The sequence below is a fragment of the Streptomyces sp. NPDC008163 genome, assembly GCF_042956885.1.
Taxonomy (GTDB): domain Bacteria; phylum Actinomycetota; class Actinomycetes; order Streptomycetales; family Streptomycetaceae; genus Streptomyces; species Streptomyces drozdowiczii_A.
Genome location: NZ_JBIBHG010000006.1, coordinates 407,764 through 431,630, shown reverse-complemented (window position 1 = coordinate 431,630; position 23,867 = coordinate 407,764). Strand labels below are relative to the sequence as shown.

The window sequence follows — 23,867 nt, the reverse complement described above, 5'->3', positions numbered from 1 at the left end:
GGGCTCCGCCCCGGACCCCGCTGCTCAAGCGCCGCAGGGGCTGGTTTTGGGGCTTCGCCCCGGGCCCCGCGCCTCAAACGCCGCCGGCGAGGCTGGGATCTACGCCCGGGGACGGGCCTCAGTTCTGGCGGCGGACCTCGATCGTGCGGAAGCGGTTGGAGACGAAGGCTCCGTCGCAGAGGGCAGCGTTGGCCGCGGGGTTGCCGCCTGAGCCGTGGTAGTCGGAGAACGCCGCCGTCTGGTTGACGTACACGCCGCCGGTGAGGTTGAGGGAGAGCTGGGCGGACTCGTCCAGGCAGACGTCCTCCACCGCGCGCTCCACCTCCGGGGACGTCGTGTACGCGCCGACCGTCATCGCGCCCTTCTCGCGGATCGTGCGGCGCAGCAGCTCCAGGGCGTCCGCCGTGGAGTCGACCGCGACCGCGAAGGAGACCGGGCCGAAGCACTCCGTGAGGTAGGGGGCCTCGCCGTCCGTCTTGGCGGCGTCGAGCTTGACGATCACGGGGGTGCGGACGGTGGCGTCGGGGAAGTCCGGGTTGGCCACCTCGCGGGACGGGAGCGCGACCTCGCCCAGCTGGGCCGCCGACTCCAGGCGGGCCTTCACCTCCGGGTTGACCAGGGCGCCCAGCAGGCCGTTCGCCCTGGCGTCGTCGCCCAGGAGGCCGGTGACGGAGGCGGCGATGTCGCCGACCACGTCGTCGTACGACTTGTCACCGGCGTCCGTGGTGATGCCGGAGCGGGGGATGAGCACGTTCTGCGGGGTGGTGCACATCTGGCCGCTGTACAGGGAGAACGAGAACGCCAGGTTGGCGAGCATGCCGCGGTAGTCGTCCGTGGAGTCCACGACGACCGTGTTGACGCCGGCCTTCTCCGTGTAGACCTGGGCCTGGCGGGCGTTGGCCTCCAGCCAGTCGCCGAACTCCGTGGAGCCCGTGTAGTCGATGATTTTGATCTCGGGGCGGACCGCCAGCGTCTTGGCGATGCCCTCGCCGGGGCGCTCGGCGGCCAGGGCGACGAGATTGGGGTCGAAACCGGCCTCCGCGAGCACCTCGCGCGCCACCTGGACCGTCAGGGCCAGCGGGAGCACCGCGCGGGGGTGGGGCTTGACCAGGACCGGATTGCCCGTGGCGAGGGAGGCGAAGAGGCCCGGGTAGCCGTTCCACGTGGGGAAGGTGTTGCAGCCGATCAGCAGCGAGATGCCGCGGCCCGCCGGGATGAACGTCTTGTGCAGCGCGAGAGGGTCGCGCTTGCCCTGCGGCTTCGACCAGTCGGCTGTCCGGGGCGCGCGGAGCTGCTCCTCGTAGGCGTAGGCGACGGCTTCGAGGCCGCGGTCCTGGGCGTGCGGGCCGCCGGCCTGGAAAGCCATCATGAAGGCCTGGCCGCTGGTGTGCATCACGGCGTGCGCGAACTCATGGGTGCGGGCGCTGATCCGCGCCAGGATCTCCACACAGACCAGGGCCCTGGTCTCGGGGCCCGCCTCACGCCAGGCCGGCATGGACGCGCGCATCGCCGGAAGCAGCACGTCCAGGTCCGCGTGCGGGTACTCGACGCCGAGCTCGGGGCCGTACGGAGAGATCTCGCCGCCCGTCCAGCCGTCGGTGCCGGGCTGCCCGAGGTCGAGGCGGCCGTGCAGCACGGCGTCGAAGGCGGCCTTGCCCTCGGCGGCGCCGAGGCTTCCCGGGGCGCCGCCCTCTCCGTACGCCTTCGGATGCTCGGGGTGCGGGGACCAGTAGTCACGGGTGCGGATCGCTTCGAGGGCCCGGTCCAGCGTGGGGCGGTGCTTCTCGGACAGCAGGTGCGGGGAGAGCTCGGCGGCCATGGCGGACCAACTCCTCATCGAGCTGGGCAGGTACGGGCGGACAGAGTTAGAGTAACCGAACGATCGGTCGGGACAAGGGGGCCCACGAAACCTGTGGACAACTCGTAGGGGAGGATCGCGGACATGACCACGGCCAAGCGGGACACGTACACACCGGAGACTCTGCTGACCGTCGCCGTCCGTGTGTTCAACGAGCGCGGCTACGACGGCACGTCCATGGAGCACCTGTCCAAGGCGGCCGGAATCTCCAAGTCGTCCATCTACCACCACGTCGCGGGCAAGGAGGAGCTGCTGCGCCGAGCGGTCAGCCGGGCCCTCGACGGGCTGTTCGGGATCCTCGACGAGCCGGGGGCGACGCGGGGCCGCGCGATCGAGCGGGTCGAGTACGTCACGCGTCGTACCGTCGAGGTGCTGATAGCCGAACTCCCCTACGTCACGCTGCTGCTTCGGGTGCGGGGCAACACGAAGACCGAGCGCTGGGCCCTGGAGCGGCGGCGCGAGTTCGACCAGCGGGTCGCGGAACTGCTGAAGGCGGCCGTCGCGGACGGCGATCTCCGCTCCGACGTGGACATACGGCTCGCGACGCGGCTGCTGTTCGGGATGGTCAACTCGCTCGTTGAGTGGTACCGGCCGCTGCCCGACGGCGGCGCGGACGGGGAGCGTCTCGCCGACACGGTGGTGCGGCTGGCCTTCGACGGCATGAAGGCCGGTACGGGCCCCCGCTGACCTGCCCGTATCCGCTCAGGCGAGCTCCGTGGGGCGATCCGTTCCCGGGTCGAGGTCCGTTTCCTCGAACACCAGCAGCGTGCGCGTGGAGAGCACTTCCGGAATGGCCTGAATGCGGGTCAGCACCAGCTCGCGCAGGGTCCGGTTGTCGGGTGTGTGCACCAGGAGCAGGACGTCGAAATCGCCGCTGACCAGCGCGATATGGGTGGCTCCCGGCAGCGCCTGGAGCTGTTCGCGGACGGTCCGCCAGGAATTCTGGACGATCTTGAGCGTGATGTACGCGGAGGCGCCCTGCCCCGCCCGCTCGTGGTTCACCCGCGCGCCGAAGCCCCGGATCACGCCGTCCTCGATGAGCCGGTTGATCCGGGCGTACGCGTTCGCGCGCGAGACATGGACGCGGTCGGCCACCGACCGTATCGAGGCGCGTCCGTCCGTCTGGAGCAGTCGCAGGATGGCGTGGTCGATGGAATCGAGCGGGCGTGCCGGTGGAACGTGGCCCGGCCCCTCGGCCCCGTCGGCCATTTGTTCAGCTGGCATGTTCCCGCGCCTCCCCGTCCTGGACGACCTGCCCCTATCCCAGGCTGTGGAAAACCGTTTGTCCACAGGCTGGCGGTGCCTGTAGCCAAAATGCGCTCGCGACCGAACAATCGGTAGGTGAGGCACGCCACACCTGTGCTTCACGCCGTTTTCGATATATCACCATATGTCGACACCCCTCGATGCTCGGAGGTGCCTGTCATGACGGTCCAAGAGCTGCCCGGTGCGGCCGCCTACCGGCCCACGCCGCCCCCGGCCTGGAAGCCGCTGACCGATCCCGCGCCGCTGCTCCCGGACCCGGAACCGTACCGGGTCCTCGGTACGGACGCGGTGGCCGACGCCGATCCCGAGCTGCTGCTGCGGCTCTACGCGGAGCTGGTGCGCGGGCGGCGGTACAACGCCCAGGCGACGGCCCTGACGAAGCAGGGCAGGCTGGCGGTCTACCCGTCGAGCACGGGCCAGGAGGCGTGCGAGATCGCGGCCGCCCTGGTCCTGGAGGAGCGGGACTGGCTCTTCCCCAGCTACCGCGACACGCTCGCGGCGGTGGCCCGGGGCCTCGATCCGGTCGAGGCGCTGACGCTGCTGCGGGGCGACCGGCACACCGGCTACGACCCGCGCGCGCACCGCATCGCCCCGCTCTGCACCCCGCTCGCCACCCAGTTGCCGCATGCCGTGGGTCTGGCCCACGCCGCGCGGCTGAAGGGTGACGACGTGGTCGCGCTGGCGATGGTCGGCGACGGCGGCACCAGTGAGGGCGATTTCCACGAGGCGCTGAACTTCGCGGCGGTTTGGAAGGCCCCGGTGGTCTTCCTCGTGCAGAACAACGGCTTCGCCATCTCCGTACCGCTGGCCAAGCAGACGGCGGCGCCGTCCCTGGCCCACAAGGCCGTGGGCTACGGCATGCCCGGCCGGCTGGTCGACGGGAACGACGCGGCGGCGGTGCACCAGGTGCTCTCCGAGGCGGTCGCCCGGGCCAGGAGCGGCGGCGGTCCGACGCTGGTCGAGGCGGTCACGTACCGCATGGACGCCCATACGAACGCCGATGACGCGACCCGCTATCGCGGCGACAGCGAGGTCGAGGCGTGGCGGGACCACGACCCCGTCCAGCTCCTGGAGCGCGAGCTGACCGGGCGCGGCCTGCTCGACGGCGAGGGGGTGGAAGAGGCACGGGCGGCCGCCGAACGGATGGCGGCGGCGCTGCGGGAGCGGATGAACGCGGACCCGGTGCTCGACCCGATGGACCTCTTCGGCCATGTGTACGCGGAGCAGACGGCGCAGCTGCGGGAGCAGGCGGCCCGGCTGCGACAGGAACTGGCCGCGGAGAGCGACCAGCACGGCACGGAGGACGGGGGAGCGGCGCGATGACCACGGCAGCGGTGACGGCCGGCGAACGGACGGCGAAGGCCAAGCCCGCCACCATGGCGCAGGCGCTGGGGCGTGCGCTGCGCGACTCGATGGCCGAGGACCCCACGGTGCACGTCCTGGGGGAGGACGTCGGGACGCTCGGTGGGGTCTTCCGGATCACCGACGGCCTGGCGAAGGAGTTCGGCGACGAGCGCTGTACGGACACCCCGCTCGCCGAGGCGGGCATCCTCGGGGCGGCGGTCGGCATGGCGATGTACGGGCTGCGGCCCGTGGTCGAGATGCAGTTCGACGCGTTCGCGTATCCGGCGTTCGAGCAGCTCATCAGCCATGTCGCCAAGATGCGGAACCGGACCGGGGGCGCGATGCCGCTCCCGATCACCGTCCGGGTGCCGTACGGCGGCGGCATCGGGGGCGTCGAGCACCACAGCGACTCCTCGGAGGCGTACTACATGGCGACCCCCGGTCTCCATGTCGTCACCCCGGCCACGGTCGAGGACGCGTACGGGCTGCTGCGGGTCTCCATCGCCTCGGACGATCCCGTGGTCTTCCTGGAGCCGAAGCGGCTGTACTGGGCGAAGGCGGACTGGTCGCCGGAGCACCCCACCGCCGTGGAGCCCATCGGCCGGGCCGTCGTGCGCCGCCCAGGCCGCAGCGCCACGCTGATCACCTACGGGCCGTCCCTGCCGGTCTGCATGGAGGCCGCGCAGGCGGCGGTCGACGAGGGCTGGGACCTCGAAGTGGTCGATCTGCGCTCGCTGGTGCCGTTCGACGACGAGACCGTCGCCGCCTCGGTCCGCCGCACCGGGCGCGCGGTCGTCGTCCACGAGTCCACCGGCTTCGGCGGGCCCGGCGGCGAGATCGCGGCCCGGATCACCGAGCAGTGCTTCCACCACCTGGAGGCACCGGTACTGCGGGTCGCCGGCTTCGACATCCCGTATCCGCCGCCGATGCAGGAGCGGCACCACCTTCCCGGTGTGGACCGGGTCCTCGACGCCGTGGCGCGGCTCCAGTGGGAGGCGGACAACTGATGCCTCAGGTTCTTGAGTTCAAGCTTCCGGATCTCGGCGAGGGGCTGACCGAGGCCGAGATCGTGCGCTGGCTGGTGGAGGTCGGGGACGTCGTCGCCATCGACCAGCCGGTGGTCGAGGTCGAGACGGCCAAGGCGATGGTGGAAGTGCCCTGCCCGTACGGGGGCGTGGTGACCGCCCGCTTCGGCGACGAGGGCACCGAACTTCCGGTGGGTGCGCCGCTGCTGACCGTGGCCGTCGGATCTCCCGTGGAATCCGCTGGGGACGGTGCGGACGCCGATTCCGGTACGGAGGATTCCGGGTCCGGGAACGTGCTGGTGGGGTACGGGACCGGGGCGCCGCCCGTGCGGCGCCGGCGGGTCCGGCCGGAGGGGCTGAAGGCGGCGGTAGCCGTGCCTGTGGCGTCCGTCGAGACTGCGGCACCGGCACCGGCACAGGCACCTGCACCGGCACCTGCTCCGGCGCCCGTGCCCGACCCCGTGTCGGGGCCGGTCGCGGTGGTGTCCCCGCTGGTCCGCAAGCTCGCGCGGCAGCACGATCTGGATCTGCGCAGGCTCGCCGGGTCGGGGCCCGACGGGCTGATCCTGCGCGCCGACGTCGAGTCCGCGATCCGGTCGGCCGCCGAGGCGCCCGCCCCGGAGCCCGCCGCTTCTTCCGCGCCCGTCGGGGAGCGGGTCGCGCTGCGCGGTGTACGGGGAGCGGTCGCCGACAAGCTGGCCCGCAGCCGACGGGAGATCCCCGACGCCACCTGCTGGGTCGACGCCGATGCGACCGGGCTGATGGCCGCGCGCGCCGCGATGAACGGCGCCGCCGGGGCCGGTACGCCCAAGGTGTCGGTGCTCGCCCTCCTCGCCCGCATCTGCACGGCTGCCCTGGCCCGCTACCCGGAGCTCAACTCCACGGTGGACCAGGAGGCGCGCGAGATCGTCCGGCTGCCGCAGGTCCACCTCGGGTTCGCGGCGCAGACCGACCGGGGTCTCGTCGTCCCCGTCGTACGGGACGCCCACGCCCGCACCACGGAGTCGATCGGCGCCGAGATCGCCCGGCTGACCGAGGCGGCCAGAACGGGCACGCTGACACCGGCCGAGCTGACCGGCGGCACGTTCACGCTCAACAACTACGGGGTCTTCGGGGTGGACGGCTCGACGCCGATCATCAACCACCCCGAGGCCGCGATGCTGGGCGTCGGCCGGATCGTCCCCAAGCCGTGGGTGTACGAGGGCCAGCTCGCCGTGCGTCAGGTCGTCCAGCTCTCCCTGACCTTCGATCACCGGGTCTGCGACGGCGGCACCGCCGGGGGCTTCCTGAGGTACGTGGCGGACTGCGTGGAGCAGCCGGCGATGCTGCTGCGGAGCGTGTAGGGGCGACGCGGGGTCCGGTCGCCGGGCCCCGCATACTCGGGGCATGACCGCGTACGACGCCATCGTTCTCGCCGGAGGGGCCGCCAAGCGGCTGGGCGGTGCCGACAAGCCCGCCGTGCGGGTGGGCGGGCGTCCGCTCCTCGACCGGGTCCTCGCGTCCTGCCCCGACGCCGGGATCACCGTGGTGGTGGGGGACCGGCGGCCCACCGCGCGTGCGGTGACCTGGGCACGCGAAGTCCCGCCCGGCGGGGGGCCGTTGGCCGCGCTGGGGGCCGGGGTCCGGCACACCTCGGCGGAGCGGGTGCTCGTGCTCTCCGCCGATCTGCCCTTCCTGGGCGCCGATACGGTCGCGGCCCTGCTGTCCGCCTCGGGGCGGGAGGGCGTCGAAGGCGCTCTCTGTTCCGACGAGGGCGGGCGCGACCAGCCTCTCGTCGCCGTCTACCGGGGCGAGCCGCTCCGTCGCGAACTGGCCTGTCTCGCCGCCGAGCACGGGGGCCTCGGGGGACTGCCGCTGCGGCTGCTCACACAGGAACTGACGCTGTGCCGGGTGGCGGCGGGCCCTCTCGCCTCGTTCGACTGCGACACCTGGGAGGACATCGCTTCGGCCCGGGCCCGGATCAGAGAACATGGGACGGTGCTGGACGAATGGATCACCGCAGTCAAGGAAGAACTCGGCATCGACCTCGACGTCGACACCGGCCTCCTGCTCGACCTCGCCCGTGACGCCGCCCATGGCGTCGCCCGGCCCGCCGCGCCCCTGACGACCTTCCTGGTCGGATACGCGGCGGCGAAGGCGAGCGGCGACGGCGGAGGGCCCGAGGCCGTGGCGGAGGCCGCCCGCAGGGCGACCGCGCTCGCGCTCCGGTGGGCGGACGAGAACGGGACACCGTGACGGGGTCCGGGGGGCCCGGTGCATCTGAAGGCCCCCGCGGTCTCGGGTGCTCCGAGGAGGTTGGGGGGGCCGGGAAGCCGGAAGGCTCCGGCGAACTCGGCGGCGAGGCGGCGTCCGTGGACGAGCGTCGCGCCGGGCGCGGCGCATCGGGGAGTCGAGCCGCCGCCGAGGCGGCTGCGCGGGCCGACGAGGAGCGGGCTGTCGCCCAGGCCCTGGCCCTCGTGCGCCGCCAGCCGCTTCGCGACGCGGAGGACGGGTCGGACGGCGCGCGGTCCGACCGGCCCGCCGGGCCGCCGAGCGATCAACACCCCTTGCCGGGCGACTGGCTCACCAGCCTCCACGACGACTGGTCGGACGCCCCGGCCCCCGGCGAGCGGGCTCACCCCGCCGCGCCGACGGGCCCCGGCGCCGACCGTGCAGGCCGACCCGGCCGCTCCCACCGGCCTGCAGGCCAGGACCCAGACCCGCCCGCTGCCCGGGCGGGCGACGCCCGCCGGGGCCCCGGTGAGCCGGGCGACCGCCCCGCCGCCTCGTCGGTCCCCCGGCCGGACGCCCCGCTGAGCGGAACCGGCCTCACGGATCAGCCGGTAGGTTCCGGCTCCGACGTTTCCGCTGCTGAGGTGGTCGGCGACCCCTGGCGTTCTGGCGTGTCGTTGGACTCCAGCGCGGATGTCCCGGCGGGCGGTGCCGGGGGTGCTGATCGGCCGGTAGGTTCCGGCTCCGACGTTTCCGCTGCTGAGGTGGTCGGCGACCCCTGGCGTTCTGGCGTGTCGTTGGACTCCAGCGCGGATGTCCCGGCGGGCGGTGCCGGGGGTGCTGATCGGCCGGTAGATTTCGGCTCCGACGCGTCCGCCGCCCACGTGGCCCACGCGCTCCGCGACGGAGGCCGGCCGAGTCATCGTTCCGGCGGTGCCTCCGGTCCCGACGCCGGGCCCGCCGGGGGACAGGCCGGCACCCGGCACGCGGCGATTTCCTGGCAGGCGGCCCGGGCCGTTGCCGCGCGGGCCGGGCAGCGGGGGGCTGTGCGTACCGAGTGGCTCGGGCTCGGTGCGGCCCTGGGGCGGGTTCTGGGGGAGGCGCTGACCGCCCTCACCGACTTGCCGTCCTTCGACACCTCGGCCATGGACGGGTGGGCCGTCGCCGGACCCGGGCCCTGGCGCATCCAGGACGGCGGCGGCATCCTCGCCGGGCACGGCGTGCCCGCTCCGCCGGCCGACGGGGAAGCCGTGCGCATCGCCACGGGTGCCCGTATCCCCGCCGAGGTCACCGCCGTCATCCGCAGCGAGCACGCGCAGGCCGACGAGGCGAAGGGCATGTTGTACGCGCAGCGTTCCGTGAGCCAGGGGCAGGACATCCGGCCGCGCGGCCAGGAATGCCGGTCGGGGGAGATCCTGCTCCCGCCCGGCACGGTCGTCACGCCCGCCGTGCTCGGCCTCGCGGCGGCCGCCGGGTACGACGAGCTGCCCGTCCGCGCCCGGCCGCGCATCGACGTCCTGGTCCTCGGCGACGAACTGCTGACCGCCGGGCTGCCGCACGACGGGCTGATCCGCGATGCGCTGGGCCCCATGATCGGGCCCTGGGTACACGCGCTGGGCGCCGAGGTCACGCCACCGCAGCGCCTCGGCGACGACGCGGAGGCCCTGTGGAAGGCGCTCACCGACTCCGGGGCCGACCTGATCGTCACGACCGGCGGCACCGCCGCCGGGCCCGTCGACCACGTCCACCGCGTCCTCGGCCGGATCGGGGCCGAGCTCCTGGTCGACGGGGTCGCCGTGCGGCCCGGCCACCCGATGCTGCTGGCCCGGCTCCCCTCCGACGGGCCCTGGCTCGTCGGGCTGCCCGGCAACCCGCTGGCCGCCGTCTCCGGATTGCTCACCCTTGCCGGGCCGCTCCTCGGCGGACTGGCCGGGCGCACCCCCGACGACCCGTACCTGGCAGCCGTGCGCGACGATGTGCACGGGCATCCACACGACACCCGGCTGGTGCCCGTGGTCCACCGTGCGGCCGGAGAACCCGGAACCGCGGGCGGGGCAGAGCACGTCGTACCACTGCACTACAACGGTCCCGCCATGCTGCGCGGGATCGCCGCCGCAGACGGGCTGGCCGTCGTGGAGCCGGGCGGGGTACGGTCCGGCACCGAGGTGGAGATCCTCGATCTACCGTGGGCCTCGGCGACGCCGTGGACTGAAGGGTGTTTCACGTGAAACTTCCCGGCCATGACGCGATGGCCAGGCGGGCCGGCGAACAGGTCGTCCCCACCCGGGTGATGCTTCCGCGCCGGGTCGTGGACGGGCCGGCGCGTCAGGTCGCCAAGCGGCTGATGATGGCTCTGATGGTGCTGGCCATCACCGTGTTCATCGTCTGGGTCGACCGGGTCGGCTACCACGACGCGGCCGACGGCAAGGTCGACCTGCTGGACTCGGTGTACTACGCGACGGTCACCCTCTCGACCACCGGGTACGGCGACATCACCCCGTACAGCGACGGGGCCCGTCTCACCAATGTGGTGCTCGTGACACCGCTGCGTGTGCTCTTCCTCATCATCCTGGTCGGCACCACCCTTGAGGTCCTCACGGAGCGGACCCGGGAGGACTTCCGGCTGAAGCGTTGGAGAACCAACTTGCGTGACCACACTGTCGTCGTCGGGTTCGGGACGAAGGGCCGCTCGGCCATCCAGACCCTGTGCGCCACCGGGCTGAGCAAGGAACAGATCGTCATCGTCGACCCGCAGTCCAAGGTGATCGAGGTCGCCAACGCCGAAGGCTTCACCGGGGTCGTCGGGGACGCCACGCGCAGCGATGTGCTGCTCCGCGCCGAGCTTCAGAAGGCCCGACAGGTCATCATCGCCACCCAGCGCGACGACACCGCGGTGCTGGTCGCACTGACCGCCCGCCAGCTCAACCGGGGAGCGAAGATCGTCGCCGCGGTCCGCGAGGAGGAGAACGCCCCGCTGCTGCGGCAGTCCGGGGCGGACGCCGTCATCACCAGTGCCAGCGCGGCGGGCCGGCTGCTCGGCCTCTCCGTGCTCAGCCCCAGCGCGGGCACGGTCATGGAGGACCTCATCCAGCAGGGCAGCGGCCTCGATCTGGTCGAACGGCCGGTGATAAAGAGCGAGGTCGGCAAGAGCGTGCGGGAGACCGACGACCTCGTCGTCAACGTGCTGCGGGGCCACCGGCTGCTCGGCTACGACGACCCGGCGGCGAGCCCCTTGCAGCTGACGGACCGCCTGATCACCATCGTCCGCGCCTCGAACGAGCCGCCCACCCACCCGCCGCACCAGGGCGTCCCGCGTTCCTGAGACCGCCCCGCCCACGGAGTAGCCTCGCGGCCATGCATGCGATCACGATCCCCGAACCCGGTGGCCCCGAGGCGCTCGTCTGGGCCGAGGTGCCCGATCCCGTCCCCGGCGACGGCGAAGTCCTCGTCGACGTCGTGGCCAGTGCGGTCAACCGGGCCGATGTGCTCCAGCGCCAGGGCTTCTACGACCCGCCGCCGGGAGCTTCCCCCTACCCGGGCCTGGAGTGCTCCGGCCGTGTCTCCGCCGTCGGGCCCGGGGTCACCGGCTGGGCCGTCGGCGACGAGGTATGCGCACTCCTCGCGGGCGGCGGTTACGCGGAGAAGGTCGCCGTTCCGGCGGGCCAGCTCCTCCCCGTGCCCAAGGGTCTCGACCTCGTGCGGGCCGCGGCGCTGCCCGAGGTGACGGCCACGGTCTGGTCCAACGTGTTCATGGTGGCCCATCTGCGCCCCGCCGAGACCCTGTTGGTGCACGGCGGGTCCAGCGGCATCGGCACGATGGCGATCCAGCTCGCCAAGGCGGTCGGCGCCCGGGTCGCCGTGACGGCCGGCAGCCCCGACAAGCTGGCGCGCTGCGCCGAGCTGGGCGCGGACATCCTGATCGACTACCACGAGCAGGACTTCGTGGAGGAGATCCGCGAGACCACGGCCGGGGCCGGCGCGGACGTCATCCTCGACATCATGGGCGCGAAGTACCTCGACCGGAACGTGCAGGCGCTCGCCGTCAACGGCCGGCTCGCGATCATCGGGCTCCAGGGCGGTGCCAAGGGCGAGTTGAACCTCGGCATGCTGCTCAACAAGCGGGCTGCCGTCACCGCGACTTCGCTGCGCGGGCGCCCGCTCGCCGAGAAGGCGGCGATCGTCGCGGCCGTCCGCGAGCACGTCTGGCCGCTCATCGAGGAGGGTGTCGTGAAGCCGGTGGTCGACCGGACGGTGCCGATGCGGGACGCCGCCGAGGGCCACCGCGTCATGGAGTCCAGCACCCACATCGGCAAGGTGCTGCTCCAGCCGCCGACGGGCGTCTGAGCGCACGCGAGCGTACGGAAGGGGCCCGGCACACCGCTGTGTGCCGGGCCCTTCTCTCGTACGTGGTCGGTTACAGGTACGGCCCCGAGCGGACCGGGCCGTGCGGGTCGATTCCGCCGTCCTCCTCCGGGCCGCTGCCGGGCGGCAGGGCGCGGCGCATCTGCTCCAGCTGGGCGCGGGCCGCCATCTGCTGGGCGAACAGCGCGGTCTGGATGCCGTGGAACAGGCCCTCCAGCCAGCCCACCAGCTGGGCCTGGGCGATCCGCAGCTCTGCCTCGGAGGGGACCGAGTCCTCGGTGAACGGCAGGGACAGCCGCTCCAGCTCCTCCACCAGCTCCGGCGCGAGGCCGTCCTCCAGCTCCTTCACGGAACCGGCGTGGATCTCCTTGAGCCGCACCCGGCTCGCCTCGTCGAGAGGAGCGGCCCTGACCTCCTCCAGGAGCTGCTTGATCATGCTGCCGATCCGCATGACCTTCGCGGGCTGCTCGACCATCTCCGTCACCGGGACCTCCCGCGACTCGTCGTCAGTGCCACCGCCGCCGATCGCCATGCCGTCCTGCCCCACTACGAGGACCTGGGGGTGCTCCTGCGACCGTTCATTCCTCGGCATCTCCATGCCGCCATTGTCTCGCACACATGGTCTTCAACACTGTGGTGCCCCCGGAAACGGTTGATCCACCGCCCCGGGGGCACCGAATAGCGCAGCCGCTCAGCCGGCCCGCCTCGCCAGGGCCACCCGGGAGCGGGTGAAGAGCGCCGCGAGGCCGCCCGCCAGCAGCGGGACCGCCACGGCCAGCAGGCCGATGGTCGCCCAGGGCAGCACGATCGGCGTGTACGCGGACTCCATGGGCTGCTGCCGCATGTACTCCATCGCCTCGCGCAGATCGACCAGCCGCAGCGCCACCGCGGGCACCAGACCCGCCGCCGTCCCGAGCAGCACCCCGGTCAGCGCCACCACCAGGCACTGGAATCCGGAGAGGGAGCGCCGTACGCGCGGGGGCGCGCCGACCGCGCTGAGCGTGGTGAGGTCGGCCTCCGCGTCCGCCTTGGCCAGGCCGGTCGTGATCGCGGCGGCGCCCAGCGTCACTACCCCGGCGAACAGGGTGAGGATCAGCAGGATCGTGCTGCCCCGGTCGTTGGGCCCGGAGTTGGTCTGCACCCACAGACCGCCCCCGGCCTGGTCGATCGCCGCCGAGACCCGCTGGTTCTCCGCTTCCGTGGGGTCGTGGGCGACGGCGTACACACTGCCGAGCGGCTGCGTGTGCAGCCCGAGGCGTTCGGCGGTCCGCTGCGGGAGGATCATGCGGATGCCGGGCGTCGTGGCGTACTCGGCTTTCGCGATGTACACCTTCAGCCGGTCCTTCGTCTTCCGGGCGGGCCCGGGGTGCAGCGCGCGGTTCTTCTTGTCCTTGGCGTTGTACGTGTGGACGGTCTTGAGGGTGACCTCGCCGTTCTCCGCGTACGCCTCGTTGAGCAGGACCGGGGTGCCGGCCTTCAGCGCGGCGGCCGCCGCCGGATCGTCCAGCTTCACGTACGTGCCGAGCAGCGCCGCGTCACCGACGACGATGTTGTCGGAGTCGTAGCTGAAGGACCCGGTGGAGTTGTGCACGTCCACGCAGGCGGGGGTCCGCATCATCGCGCGGTGCTCGTCGGCGGAGAGCCGTGCGGCCAGCTCCTTGGCGCCCTTGGTGTCGAGCGGGCAGGTGTGGCCCTTGCCGGTCGGCTTGACCAGCGAGAGGGAGCCGCAGCCGCTGTTCTCGTCCTCGTAGTAGACGTTGCAGTCGCTGCCCGCCCAGACCCGGGAGATGTCGGCCCGGGCGCCGGTCACCGCCATGTCGTGCTCGACGGCGGCACGGGCCGCCGGAAGCCGCTCGGCGGCCTCGGGATCACCGGCCGTCAGGGCGATCGTGCCCTTGGTCAGCATCGGCATGTAGGCGTAGTCGGACTCGGCCAGGCTGCTGGACATGTACGTCGCGATGGCGACGGACCCCGCGACCGCTGCCATCACGGCAGCCACCGCCGGAGCGGTACGGCCCCGGTTGCGGGCCGCGTCCCGCAGCGCCATCCGGGGCGACAGCGGGAGCCTGCGCCCGAGCCGGCCCAGCAGCCCGACGATCACCGGGATACAGGCCAGCAGGCCCAGCTCGGCGACGACCGAGCCGCCGGCGACCAGCGTGGAGTTGCCGCTGGTGCCCCCGTAGACCGCGATGAGCACCCCGACCGCGAGCACACAGGCGCCCGTGATCGGAAGTACCCGGGAGCTCCGGCGCACCCCGCGCCGTCCGGTCAGCGACTCCAGCACCGACTGGCGGCCGGCCACGATCGCCGGGGCGAACGCCGCCAGCAGGCCGGTGACCAGACCGAGCACGGCGATGACCAGGAGTTCGGCGGGATGCAGCGCGAGGGAGCCGAAACGGTGACCGGCCCAGCCCTCGATCATCGGCCGGAACAGCACCGTCAGCGCCAGACCGGTCACGACACCGGCGACCGCGCCGACGCCACCGAGGACCAGACCGCCGCCGAGGACGACCGCGCGGACCTGGCTCCGGTCGCCGCCGCAGGTGCCGAGCAGGCCCAGCTGGCGCCGGGAGCGACGGGCGCCGACGGCGAACGCGGGTCCGGCCAGCAGCACGACCTCCAGGAGCGCCATCGCGACCACGGTGATCAGGGCGGCGCTGGTCTCGTCGGACGTGAAGCTGCGGTCGGCGGCGTACTGCGGGTTCGTCCGCAGCAGCGGGATCTCGGAGTCCGGCGGCGGGTTCTCGAAGACCTGCCGGGAGGTGACGAGGGCACCGGCCTTGTTGGCGGCTAGCACGTCCTTCCAGACGATCCCGGCCTCCCCCGCCCCCTCGACCAGCCACCGCGTCTCGCCCGGCTGGGGCGCCGGCACCTTCTTGTCGTGCTTCGCCAGGGCCGCCCACGGGGCGATCACCGCGCCCGGCTCCGCGTACAGCTGCTTCGCGCTCAGGTCGGCGGGCAGTTCGACCGCGCCGGTGATCGTGTACTTCTTGCCGGAGGTCGTCACCTCGATGCCGGAGCCCACCTCCAGGCCCGCCGACTCCAGGAACGCCTCGGTGGCCACCAGCTCGTCGGCGGAGCGCGGGAACGCGCCCCCGACGAGGCCGATCCGCCCCCGGGCCATCCGGTCCGAAGTCCTGAGCTCGATGATCTCGGTGCTCGCGATGCCGTACGAGGTGCTGACCGTCGCTGACACGGACTGCTCGCTGATCGCCCGTACGCCCTTCGGGAGCACGGAGCGCATGTCGATCGGCTCCGGCTCCTCGAAGGGCTCCTTCCCGCTCGCCCTGTCGTACATGTCGCCGTCGGGCATCTGCTGGATCGGCCCCAGGCCGACGTCGCTGTACACCGCGTCGGCCGAGCCGATCTCGGCCGTCAGCTTCTCGGCCGGGCTCAGCTCCGCGCTGCGGTACGTGATGTCGGCGGCCGTCACCCCGAGGACCGGCAGCGCGATCATCGCGACGACCAGGGCGCTGCGGCCCTTGGCCCGCAGGGCGTCGCGGCGGGCGATCCGGAGGGCGGCTCGCCACCCCGTGAAGAGGCTCACTCGGCTCCCCCGGCGGCCAGCAGCGAATCGGCTCCGACCGTCAGCGTCTGGTCCACGATCGAACCGTCCCGGAGGAAGACGACCCGGTCCGCCCAGGCCGCGTAACGCGGTTCGTGCGTGACCATCACGCCGGCCGCGCCCTGGTCGCAGCGGTTGCGCAGGAGCGCGAGTACGGCCTCGCCGGTCTCGGAGTCGAGCGCCCCGGTCGGCTCGTCGGCGAGGACCAGGCGCCGGTCCCCCACCAGCGCGCGGGCGATGGCGACGCGCTGCTGCTGGCCGCCGGACATCTCGTCCGGGAAGCGGTCCGCGATCTCCAGGAGGTTCATCTCCTCCAGCGCGGCGCGGGCCTCCTTGCGGGCCCTGCGGACCGAGACGCCGTCGAGCTCGCGCGGCAGGGAGATGTTCTCGGCGGCGGTCAGGGCGGGAATCAGGTTGTAGTCCTGGAAGACGTAGCCGACGCTTCGGCGGCGCAGGGCGGCGAGCCCCTTGCGGCCGAGCGTGGAGATGTCCTGGCCCTCGATGATCACCTGGCCGCCGCTCGCGGTGTCCAGACCGCCGGCGAGGGTGAGCAGGGTGGACTTGCCGGAGCCGGACGGGCCCATGACGGCGACGAGCTCACCGGCGTGCACCGACAGGCTGATGCCGCGCAGCGCCTGCACCTCGGCGATGCCGGTGCCGTGGGTGCGGGTGAGCGAACGGAGTTCGAGCACCGGTGCGTCCACCGGCAGGGGCGGGGCGGACGGAGACGGGACGTGCAGGGACATGGTTCCCTCTCGGAACGGTGGATGTAGAGGCGTCGGACTCAGCGGCGCGTGCGGGAACGGGCGGAGGGCCGAGCGGCGGTGCGGCCGGCCGGGCCCGCGGACGGGCCCTCCTCCGGCTCCGTGGCGGCGGCTTCGGCGAGGCGGGTCAGCCGGGCCTCGCAGTGGTCGAGCCAGCGCGCCTCGGCCTCGGCCTGGAAGATCAGCTGCTCCACGACGAGCAGCCAGGCCACCTCGTCGCGGTTGGCGGGAGCCTGGGCGAGGGACCGCGCCTTCAGGCGGGTGTAGTCCTGCATCGCCTTCACCGTGTGGTGGCGCTGGGCCTGGATGACGGCCTTGATGTCGACGCCGGGCGCCCCGACCGCCATGGCCAGCTTGATGGCCAGCTCGTCACGGGGCGGGTTGCTGCGGTCGACCGGAGTCTCGAACCAGGCGCGCAGCTCGGTGCGCCCGGCGTCGCTGATCGAGTAGAGGGCGTGGCCCTGGTCGTCCTCGCCGTCCTGGACGACCAGGCCGTCGCGCTCCAGCCTGCTCAACGTCGTGTACACCTGCCCGACGTTGAGCGGCCAGGTGGAGCCGGTGCGCGACTCGAATTCGGTGCGGAGCTGGGAGCCGTAGCGCGGCCCGCGCTCCAGGAGGGCGAGGAGCCCGTGACGGATCGACATACTGAGTATGTATACCGAGTATGTTGATCACCGCAAGTCCCCGCGGAAGCGGTACGGAAGCGGTACGGAAGCGGTACGGAAGGAGGGCGGAAGGGGCACCGTACGGTCAGCGGGCGCGGCGCATCCGCAGCGCGAGGAAGCCGAGACCCAGTCCGACCAGGGCGATTCCCGCGCCGAGCGACAGCTGCTGGACCCGCCGCACGGTCGTCCCGCTCAGGGCCTGCCGGCCCGCGGGCGGGGGATCGCGGAAGTCGGCCGGGTCGGGGGTGAAGACCGGCACGGTGGCGGACTCGGAGGGCGAGGGCCGTGGCTCCCGGTCCTCCAGCGCGTCCTGCCGCGCCACCTCGGCGGCCGACCGCCCGGGCCGCTGCCGCCCCGCCCCGGCGGGCCACCCGGCGAGCGGGGACTGCGCGTCAACGGACCGGGACGCGCCCGGCGAAGGAGAAGCGGCCGGCGGAGGGACAGCGCCCGGCGAAGGGGAAGCGGAGGGGGACGGCGAAGGCGTCCCGGAGGCGCCCGGCGCGGCGGCCCCCAGGGTCGCCGCCGCCGTCAGCGCCAGGCAGGCCACGCCCCGGGAAGAGCGCGCGCGGAGCCGTACCGAAGCCATGCGGCCACCGTCACACGCGACGGTACGACCGGCATCCCGGACGAGGCGTACGGATGGCTCCCGCCAGGCCCTAGGCGGGGTCCCCCGTCGCGATTTCCAGCTCGAAGTGCGCGCCGACCTCGGGCACCGCGGTCCCGGACGACGGGAACTGGTTGATGACCTGGTCCTCCGCGTACGCGTTGCCCGGGACCTTCTTCACCTTGAGCGTCCAGCCCGCCGCGTCCGCGCAGGAGCGCACCGAGAGGATGTCCTTGTACATGAAGCTCGGGGCGTCGACCTTCTGCGGGTCGTCGGTGTCCTCCGACGCGTCCGTGCAGTCCTCCGTCTTCATGGTCCGGTTCCGTTCCGGATCGCGGTGCTCGCCGGACGGGGACTCGGTGGCCTTGGCATCCGCGCCGCCCTTGTCGTCGCCGTTCATCGCGATGACCGTGATCAGGCCGCCGATCGCGACCAGGGCCACGACGATCGAGCCGATGATCACCGGCATGTTCCGCTTGGAGCCGCCGCCCGAGGCCGGGGACGTCGTTGTCTGCGGGGAGATCGTGTACGGCGCGGGCGTCTGGTGCTGCATCGGCGCCGGGCTCTGGTAGGCCGGGGCGGCCGTCTGCGGGTAGCCGTACGACGGATTGGTGGCGGGCGCCGGCGTCGCCGGGCCGTACGGGCCGGGGGACTGGTACGGGCCCGGCTGGTACGGCGTCTGGACGCTCTGCGGGGCCGGTGCGGACTGGTCGACGGGCGGGAAGACCGCCGAGCCGACGCCGGAGCCGCTGTTGGCCGGTGCGCCGCCGTCGCCGACGATCACCGGGGCACCGGTGTGGCCGCTCGCACTCAGCACGCGCGCGATCTCGTCCTGCATGGCCGCCGCGCTCGGGAAGCGCTCGTTCGGGTTCTTCTTGAGCGCGCGGGCGACGAGGGCGTCCATCGCCGGGGTCAGCGAGCGGTTGATGGTGGACGGGGCGACCGGCTCCTCCTGCACATGCGCGTACGCGATGGCGAGCGGGGAGTCCGCGTCGAAGGGGAGCCGCCCGGTCAGCAGCTGGAACAGCATGATGCCGACCGAGTACAGGTCGGAGCGCGCGTCGACGCCGCGGCCGAGGGCCTGCTCGGGGGAGAGGTACTGCGGGGTGCCGACGACCATGCCGGTCTGCGTCATCGACGTCACGCCCGACTGCATGGCGCGGGCGATGCCGAAGTCCATGACCTTCACGACACCGCGCTTGGTCACCATGACGTTGCCCGGCTTGATGTCGCGGTGCACCAGGCCCATCTCGTGGCTGGTGTCGAGCGCGGCCAGCACGTCCGAGGTCACCTTGAGCGCCTTGTCGGCCGGCATCGCGCCCTGGGAGCGGATGTCCGCCGCGAGTACGGAGCCGAGCGGCTGCCCCTCGACGTACTCCATGACGATGTACGGCATCAGCGCGCCGCCGAGCTCGTCCTCGCCCGTGTCGAACACCGAGACGATGTTGGTGTGCTGGAGCTTGGCCACGGCCTGGGCCTCGCGGCGGAAGCGCTCGCGGAACGACTGCTCGCGGCCCAGCTCGGTGTGGAGTGTCTTGATCGCGACCTGCCGGTCGAGGGCGGAGTCGTACGCCAGGTATACGGACGCCATCCCGCCTTCGCCGAGCAGGTCGCGCAGCTGGTAGCGGCCGCCGGCGACGGACCCGCCCGCGTAACGACCCTGCGAACCGTGTCCGCCGTCGTGGCTCATGACTTGCTTCCCCCTTGGCGCGCGACTCCCGGGAATTCGGCGCGCGACTCACGCGATCATCCGTAATTACCGGCCAAGTCTGCCGTAGGGGTACGACACGTCAAGCCGGGTGCCCGTTCCGTGACCGTACGCGCTGGAAGCGTCTCGGAAGCGTTACAGGATCAGCATGGAATTTGCGTCGGCGGCGCGCCAGCCGATTGGATGGCCGGTCCGGCGCCGAATCGGCCTGTCCTACCGAGGCTGTAGCGTGACGGGGCAATGCGGCCGGCAGCGAAGCCGGCGACGCAGCAAGGCACCGTGAGACCCCGCGGACGCGCGGACGCGCGGACAGACGCGGACAGATACGACGGCGAGGACTGATGGCACCCGAACCCGAAGCAAACGGCGGCGGCGTTCCGGATGGCACCGATTCCTGGGGCATCGGCGGGGTCGTCGGCGACGGACGCTACCGGCTGACCCACCGGCTCGGCCGGGGCGGCATGGCCGAGGTGTTCGCGGCGGAGGACGTCCGGCTCGGGCGCACCGTCGCGGTGAAGCTGCTGCGCTCCGACCTCGCCGAGGACCCGGTCTCCAAGGCCCGCTTCACGCGCGAGGCGCAGTCGGTCGCCGGGCTCAACCACCACGCGGTCGTCGCCGTGTACGACTCCGGCGAGGACACCGTCGCCGGCCAGACCGTGCCGTACATCGTGATGGAGCTGGTCGAGGGCCGCACCATCCGCGACCTGCTGATCAACGCCGAGGCCCCGCCGCCGGAGCAGGCGCTGATCATCGTCTCCGGGGTCCTGGAGGCGCTGGCCTACTCGCACCAGCACGGCATCGTGCACCGCGACATCAAGCCCGCCAACGTGATCATCACGAACTCCGGCGCGGTCAAGGTGATGGACTTCGGCATCGCCCGCGCGCTGCACGGCGCGCAGTCCACGATGACGCAGACCGGCATGGTCATGGGCACGCCGCAGTACCTCTCCCCCGAGCAGGCGCTCGGCAAGGCCGTCGACCACCGCTCCGACCTGTACGCCACCGGCTGCCTGCTCTACGAACTGCTGGCGCTGCGGCCCCCGTTCACGGGTGAGACGCCGCTGTCCGTGGTGTACCAGCATGTGCAGGACACCCCGGTCCCGCCGTCGCAGATCCTGGAATCGGTGCCGCCGGAGCTGGACGGGCTCGTCATGCGCTCGCTGGCGAAGGACCCGGACGACCGCTTCCAGAGCGCCGAGGAGATGCGCGGCCTGGTCCAGTACGGCCTGCAGATGCTCCAGGTGCAGGGCGGCCACACCGGTACGTGGAACACCGGCCCGGTCGTCCTCAACGACGGGCCCGGCACCCCGCCCGGCGGCATGACCGGCGCCACGCGCGCCATGGGCGGCTACCCGCAGCACGGCGACACCTCGCAGTCCCCGATCCTGCCGCCGATGAACCCGGACGACGGGGGTTACGACGGCGGCTCCACCCGGCAGGGCGGCGGCCGCGGCAAGCTGTGGCTGTTCGTCGTGCTCGCCCTGATCGCGATCGGCGCGGGCGTGGCCATCGCGCTCAACGCGGCGAACGGCGGCGGCCAGAAGCACGAGAAGCAGCCCACGGAGACCTCCAGCGCGCCGACGCCGACCGAGGACTCCCCCACCCCGACCCCCGACGACACCCAGGACGACACCCAGCAGCCGGGCGACAGCACCGGCGGCGGCTGGGACGACGACACCTGGTCGCCGTCGCCCACCCCGAGCAAGACCTCCGAGTCCCCGTCCGCCAGCTCGCCCCAGCCGGGCACGGGCGGCACGGACAACGGCGGTACGGACGACGGCGGAAGCGGCAACGGCGCCGGCGGGAACAGCAGCAACGGTTCCAGCAACGGCAGTACGGGGAACACCGGCGACACCGGCACGACCACCGAGGGCGGCAGCACCGGCACGAGTGACGGCGGCAGCACGGGTACCAGCGACGGAGGCAGCACCGGTACCAGCGAGGGTGCGGCCGAGGGTTCGGAGGGCGCCCCGGGCGGCGTCGCCGAAGGCGCCTCCGCCGGAACGACGGCGGGCACGGCGGGCACGGGCACGGGCAACTGAGCCCCGCTCACCGGGCCCCGCTCACCCCGTGAAGGCCGCGCGCACCGCCTCGTACTCACGGGTCCACCAGACCGCCAGGGCCGACACCGCGGGGAACTGCGGGTCGGCCCTGCGGTCGTCCAGGCAGTAGCGCCAGCGCAGTATCCAGAAGTCGTTGAGCCGTTCCCACCAGACCCGGTGCACGGCCGCCGCCAGCTCCCCGGCGTCCGCCCCGGCCGCTCGCCGGTAGGCCCGGGCATAGGCGCGCACCTTCGCCAGGTCCAGCGCGCCGGCCGGCTGCACGAAGAAGATCGCCGCCGCCCGGACCGCCTCCTCGGCCCGGGGCTGGACGGCCAGCCGGTCCCAGTCCAGGATCGCGACCGGGTCGGCGCCCCGGTAGAGCACGTTCAGCGGGTGGAAGTCGCCGTGCACCCAGCCGGTCGCGGGCGCCCCGGGGTCGGGCGGCCGGTGGTCGGCGTACCGTTCCAGCAGGGTGCGCCGCTCGCGCAGCCGGTGCTCGGCGAGCTCGTCGAAGGCGTCCCGTCCGGAGCGTCCGCGCGCGGCGGCGAGCAGGTCGCCGATCAGCGCGAAGGTGTCGGCCGCCTCGGGGCTCGCGTACCCGGGCGGATGCCCGCCGCCGGTCCCCGTGTCGCGCTCGGCCGCCATGACCCGCTCAAGACCCGTGTGTACGGCTCCGAGGAGCGTCCCGAGCCGTGTCGACTGGGCGAGGGTGAGCTGGGCGCCGCCCCGGTGCAGGCCGTCGACCCAGGGGTGGAGGGCGTAGCAGCGGCCGGCGATCTCGGTGACGGTCTCGCCGTCGCGGGCCCGGACGGGCGGGGCGACGGGTACTCCGAGTGACTGGAGGCGCCGGGTCGCGCGGTGCTGGCGGACGATGGTGGCGCGGTCGCGGGTGGTGTCGTCCGAGTGGTGCTTGAGGAAGTACGAGCCGCGCGTCGTGGACACCCGGTAACCGTGGTTGAGCAGGCCCTGGGTGAGCGGTGCGCAGGTGAGCGGCGTACCGGCGTCCGGGTAGCGGCGGAGCACCTCGCCGACCGGGGGAACCGGCGGGGAGGCGACAGATGAGCGCGACACGCGTCAGATGTTAGATCACGCTGCGTTGCGGATCTGCCGGCTTGCGTGGAAGTCCAGAGTGTGTACCGTGACGAAGTGAGGTTCGAGCCAGAGGTACGAGGGGGCGAAGGGCTCGCCGTTGACCTCGACGGGCGGCGGCCCGAAGCGCTCGCGCTGTGCGGGGGTCGGCTCCACGACCCGGGCGGGCCCGGTGAACTGCACGGACCACAGGTCCTCGGTGCCCACGGGGGCGGTGTTGAAGTTGTCCGCGCCGTAGGCCACGACCGCGCCGTCGCAGGCGCCGTGGTGGCCGAGCCCGCTGTGCATGCGCAGCACGACACGGCCGTCGATGACGATGTGCCGGGCCACCGTCAGCATCGGCAGGGCCCGCATGCTGGTCGCCAGCCGGCCGTACGGGACCCGGCCGAGCAGGTCGATCGCGTGGAGTTCCTCGGTGGACATGCCTTCCACTGTCGGCCAGGGCGTGTGGGCCGGATAAGAGGCCGGGGCCCCCGTTTCGCCGGGACCAAAGTCCCCTCTCAGCGCTTCTCCGCCTGGAGCCGGGCCACGTAGGCGGCGGCCTGCGAGCGGCGCTCCATGCCCAGCTTGGAGAGCAGGCTGGACACGTAGTTCTTGATCGTCTTCTCGGCGAGGTGCAGCCGTTCGCCGATCACCCGGTTGGTCAGCCCCTCGCCGATCAGGTCCAGGATCTTGCGTTCCTGGTCCGTGAGGTTCGCCAGCTTCTCGTCGTCCCGGCCGCGCTTCCCGTCCCGCAGCCGCTCCAGCACGCGCGCGGTCGCGACCGGGTCCAGCAGCGACTTCCCCTCCGCCACGTCCCGTACCGCCGCCAGCAGCTCGTTGCCCCGGATCGCCTTGAGCACGTAGCCCGAGGCGCCCGCCATGATCGCGTCGAAAAGGGCCTCGTCATCCGCGTACGAGGTCAGCATCAGGCAGTGGATGGAGTCGTCCTGCGACCGGATCTCGCGGCAGACCTCGACCCCGCTGCCGTCCGGCAGCCGTACGTCGAGCACGGCCACATCGGGGCGGACCGCCGGAATCCGCACCAGCGCGTCGGCCGCCGTACCGGCCTCGCCGACCACCTCGATGTCGTCCTCCATCGAGAGCAGCTCATGGACCCCGCGCCGGACCACTTCATGATCGTCGAGTAGAAATACAGTGATTTTTCCTTTTTCGCGCACAATCGCAGTCTCACACACTCACCCCTTCCCTGCCGCTGTCGGGCGGGATAACGTGCCGTTGTTCCGGCGGCCTGCGAGGCTGTGATCAGTGCTGTGACCAGCGAGGCTTCCCGAATTCCTCGATTTACTTGGATATCCAAGCAAAATCGCAGGTCAGGGAGGGTTTCGCAGTTGCGGGACGCACTGGGTAACGTGCCTTGGACA

20 protein-coding genes are annotated in these 23,867 nt (G+C 72.6%); 9 read left to right on the top strand and 11 right to left on the bottom strand.

Going from position 1 to position 23,867, the window contains the following annotated elements:
• Positions 1 to 118: 118 nt before the first annotated feature.
• Entirely contained in the window at positions 119 to 1,819 is a 1,701-nt protein-coding gene (gene paaN / locus ACFZAT_RS16800; RefSeq protein ID WP_391264981.1) for a phenylacetic acid degradation protein PaaN, read from the bottom strand.
• Positions 1,820 to 1,942: 123 nt separating this feature from the next.
• Here paaN and ACFZAT_RS16795 point away from each other — a divergent pair, with 123 nt between their 5' ends.
• On the top strand, positions 1,943 to 2,545 hold the full coding sequence (locus ACFZAT_RS16795) for a TetR family transcriptional regulator (RefSeq protein ID WP_391264980.1): 603 nt from the start codon (positions 1,943 to 1,945) through the stop codon (positions 2,543 to 2,545).
• Between the two features lie 15 nt (positions 2,546 to 2,560).
• Here ACFZAT_RS16795 and ACFZAT_RS16790 read toward each other — a convergent pair whose 3' ends face one another.
• Complete coding sequence (locus ACFZAT_RS16790; protein ID WP_391265030.1) at positions 2,561 to 3,067, bottom strand: winged helix-turn-helix transcriptional regulator; 507 nt, start codon at positions 3,065 to 3,067, stop codon at positions 2,561 to 2,563.
• 216 nt (positions 3,068 to 3,283) lie between these two features.
• Here ACFZAT_RS16790 and pdhA point away from each other — a divergent pair, with 216 nt between their 5' ends.
• The 7 genes from pdhA to ACFZAT_RS16755 all read left to right on the top strand — a co-directional run bounded on the left by pdhA (position 3,284) and on the right by ACFZAT_RS16755 (position 12,048).
• On the top strand, positions 3,284 to 4,447 hold the full coding sequence (pdhA, locus tag ACFZAT_RS16785; protein ID WP_391264979.1) for a pyruvate dehydrogenase (acetyl-transferring) E1 component subunit alpha: 1,164 nt from the start codon (positions 3,284 to 3,286) through the stop codon (positions 4,445 to 4,447).
• Complete coding sequence (locus ACFZAT_RS16780; protein WP_391264978.1) at positions 4,444 to 5,475, top strand: transketolase C-terminal domain-containing protein; 1,032 nt, start codon at positions 4,444 to 4,446, stop codon at positions 5,473 to 5,475. Before pdhA ends, ACFZAT_RS16780 begins: the two co-directional genes overlap by 4 nt.
• On the top strand, positions 5,475 to 6,836 hold the full coding sequence (locus ACFZAT_RS16775) for a 2-oxo acid dehydrogenase subunit E2 (protein WP_391264977.1): 1,362 nt from the start codon (positions 5,475 to 5,477) through the stop codon (positions 6,834 to 6,836). The genes ACFZAT_RS16780 and ACFZAT_RS16775 overlap by 1 nt, the downstream gene beginning before the upstream one ends.
• A 43-nt stretch (positions 6,837 to 6,879) precedes the next feature.
• Positions 6,880 to 7,728 (top strand): NTP transferase domain-containing protein, encoded by an 849-nt coding sequence (locus ACFZAT_RS16770; protein ID WP_391264976.1) that lies wholly within the window; start codon positions 6,880 to 6,882, stop codon positions 7,726 to 7,728.
• A 647-nt stretch (positions 7,729 to 8,375) separates the two neighbouring features.
• Entirely contained in the window at positions 8,376 to 9,932 is a 1,557-nt protein-coding gene (locus tag ACFZAT_RS16765) for a molybdopterin-binding protein (protein ID WP_391265029.1), read from the top strand.
• A 20-nt stretch (positions 9,933 to 9,952) separates the two neighbouring features.
• A complete protein-coding gene (locus tag ACFZAT_RS16760) occupies positions 9,953 to 11,026 on the top strand; it encodes an NAD-binding protein (RefSeq protein ID WP_391265028.1) in 1,074 nt (357 codons plus the stop codon).
• Positions 11,027 to 11,058: 32 nt separating this feature from the next.
• Entirely contained in the window at positions 11,059 to 12,048 is a 990-nt protein-coding gene (locus ACFZAT_RS16755; RefSeq protein ID WP_391264975.1) for a zinc-binding dehydrogenase, read from the top strand.
• Positions 12,049 to 12,118: 70 nt separating this feature from the next.
• Here ACFZAT_RS16755 and ACFZAT_RS16750 read toward each other — a convergent pair whose 3' ends face one another.
• The 6 genes from ACFZAT_RS16750 to ACFZAT_RS16725 form a co-directional block, all read right to left on the bottom strand.
• Positions 12,119 to 12,664, bottom strand: a complete 546-nt coding sequence (locus tag ACFZAT_RS16750; RefSeq protein ID WP_073966598.1) for a bacterial proteasome activator family protein — start codon at positions 12,662 to 12,664, stop codon at positions 12,119 to 12,121.
• A 93-nt stretch (positions 12,665 to 12,757) separates the two neighbouring features.
• Entirely contained in the window at positions 12,758 to 15,613 is a 2,856-nt protein-coding gene (locus tag ACFZAT_RS16745; RefSeq protein ID WP_391264974.1) for an FtsX-like permease family protein, read from the bottom strand.
• Positions 15,610 to 16,377 (bottom strand): ATP-binding cassette domain-containing protein, encoded by a 768-nt coding sequence (locus ACFZAT_RS16740; protein ID WP_391264973.1) that lies wholly within the window; start codon positions 16,375 to 16,377, stop codon positions 15,610 to 15,612. The genes ACFZAT_RS16745 and ACFZAT_RS16740 overlap by 4 nt, the downstream gene beginning before the upstream one ends.
• Before the next feature lie 38 nt (positions 16,378 to 16,415).
• Positions 16,416 to 17,039 carry a helix-turn-helix transcriptional regulator gene (locus ACFZAT_RS16735; protein ID WP_391264972.1) on the bottom strand — a complete coding sequence of 208 codons (624 nt, stop codon included), beginning with the start codon at positions 17,037 to 17,039 and terminating at the stop codon, positions 16,416 to 16,418.
• A 106-nt stretch (positions 17,040 to 17,145) separates the two neighbouring features.
• Positions 17,146 to 17,646: a hypothetical protein gene (locus ACFZAT_RS16730; protein WP_391264971.1), complete on the bottom strand. Its 501-nt coding sequence runs from the start codon at positions 17,644 to 17,646 to the stop codon at positions 17,146 to 17,148.
• Between the two features lie 70 nt (positions 17,647 to 17,716).
• The gene (locus ACFZAT_RS16725) at positions 17,717 to 19,354 is read right to left on the bottom strand and encodes a protein kinase (RefSeq protein ID WP_391264970.1); all 1,638 of its coding nucleotides are present in this window, start codon (positions 19,352 to 19,354) and stop codon (positions 17,717 to 17,719) included.
• A gap of 359 nt (positions 19,355 to 19,713) precedes the next feature.
• Here ACFZAT_RS16725 and ACFZAT_RS16720 point away from each other — a divergent pair, with 359 nt between their 5' ends.
• Positions 19,714 to 21,414: a protein kinase gene (locus ACFZAT_RS16720; RefSeq protein ID WP_391264969.1), complete on the top strand. Its 1,701-nt coding sequence runs from the start codon at positions 19,714 to 19,716 to the stop codon at positions 21,412 to 21,414.
• Positions 21,415 to 21,435: 21 nt separating this feature from the next.
• On the opposite strand, the gene ACFZAT_RS16715 is transcribed toward ACFZAT_RS16720, so the two are convergent.
• The 3 genes from ACFZAT_RS16715 to ACFZAT_RS16705 all read right to left on the bottom strand — a co-directional run bounded on the left by ACFZAT_RS16715 (position 21,436) and on the right by ACFZAT_RS16705 (position 23,663).
• A complete protein-coding gene (locus tag ACFZAT_RS16715) occupies positions 21,436 to 22,437 on the bottom strand; it encodes a phosphotransferase (protein WP_391265027.1) in 1,002 nt (333 codons plus the stop codon).
• 63 nt (positions 22,438 to 22,500) lie between these two features.
• Entirely contained in the window at positions 22,501 to 22,926 is a 426-nt protein-coding gene (locus ACFZAT_RS16710; protein WP_391264968.1) for a pyridoxamine 5'-phosphate oxidase family protein, read from the bottom strand.
• Positions 22,927 to 23,003: 77 nt separating this feature from the next.
• Entirely contained in the window at positions 23,004 to 23,663 is a 660-nt protein-coding gene (locus tag ACFZAT_RS16705) for a response regulator (RefSeq protein ID WP_391264967.1), read from the bottom strand.
• Between the last annotated feature and the right edge of the window lie 204 nt (positions 23,664 to 23,867).

Bases quoted from the DNA above. Each gene is read 5' to 3' on its own strand.
- paaN (WP_391264981.1), bottom strand. From the start codon at position 1,819: ATGGCCGCCGAGCTCTCCCCGCACCTGCTGTCCGAGAAGCACCGCCCC.
- ACFZAT_RS16795 (WP_391264980.1), top strand. From the start codon at position 1,943: ATGACCACGGCCAAGCGGGACACGTACACACCGGAGACTCTGCTGACC.
- ACFZAT_RS16790 (WP_391265030.1), bottom strand. From the start codon at position 3,067: ATGGCCGACGGGGCCGAGGGGCCGGGCCACGTTCCACCGGCACGCCCG.
- pdhA (WP_391264979.1), top strand. From the start codon at position 3,284: ATGACGGTCCAAGAGCTGCCCGGTGCGGCCGCCTACCGGCCCACGCCG.
- ACFZAT_RS16780 (WP_391264978.1), top strand. From the start codon at position 4,444: ATGACCACGGCAGCGGTGACGGCCGGCGAACGGACGGCGAAGGCCAAG.
- ACFZAT_RS16775 (WP_391264977.1), top strand. From the start codon at position 5,475: ATGCCTCAGGTTCTTGAGTTCAAGCTTCCGGATCTCGGCGAGGGGCTG.
- ACFZAT_RS16770 (WP_391264976.1), top strand. From the start codon at position 6,880: ATGACCGCGTACGACGCCATCGTTCTCGCCGGAGGGGCCGCCAAGCGG.
- ACFZAT_RS16760 (WP_391265028.1), top strand. From the start codon at position 9,953: ATGGCCAGGCGGGCCGGCGAACAGGTCGTCCCCACCCGGGTGATGCTT.
- ACFZAT_RS16755 (WP_391264975.1), top strand. From the start codon at position 11,059: ATGCATGCGATCACGATCCCCGAACCCGGTGGCCCCGAGGCGCTCGTC.
- ACFZAT_RS16750 (WP_073966598.1), bottom strand. From the start codon at position 12,664: ATGGAGATGCCGAGGAATGAACGGTCGCAGGAGCACCCCCAGGTCCTC.
- ACFZAT_RS16740 (WP_391264973.1), bottom strand. From the start codon at position 16,377: ATGTCCCTGCACGTCCCGTCTCCGTCCGCCCCGCCCCTGCCGGTGGAC.
- ACFZAT_RS16735 (WP_391264972.1), bottom strand. From the start codon at position 17,039: ATGTCGATCCGTCACGGGCTCCTCGCCCTCCTGGAGCGCGGGCCGCGC.
- ACFZAT_RS16730 (WP_391264971.1), bottom strand. From the start codon at position 17,646: ATGGCTTCGGTACGGCTCCGCGCGCGCTCTTCCCGGGGCGTGGCCTGC.
- ACFZAT_RS16725 (WP_391264970.1), bottom strand. From the start codon at position 19,354: ATGAGCCACGACGGCGGACACGGTTCGCAGGGTCGTTACGCGGGCGGG.
- ACFZAT_RS16720 (WP_391264969.1), top strand. From the start codon at position 19,714: ATGGCACCCGAACCCGAAGCAAACGGCGGCGGCGTTCCGGATGGCACC.
- ACFZAT_RS16710 (WP_391264968.1), bottom strand. From the start codon at position 22,926: ATGTCCACCGAGGAACTCCACGCGATCGACCTGCTCGGCCGGGTCCCG.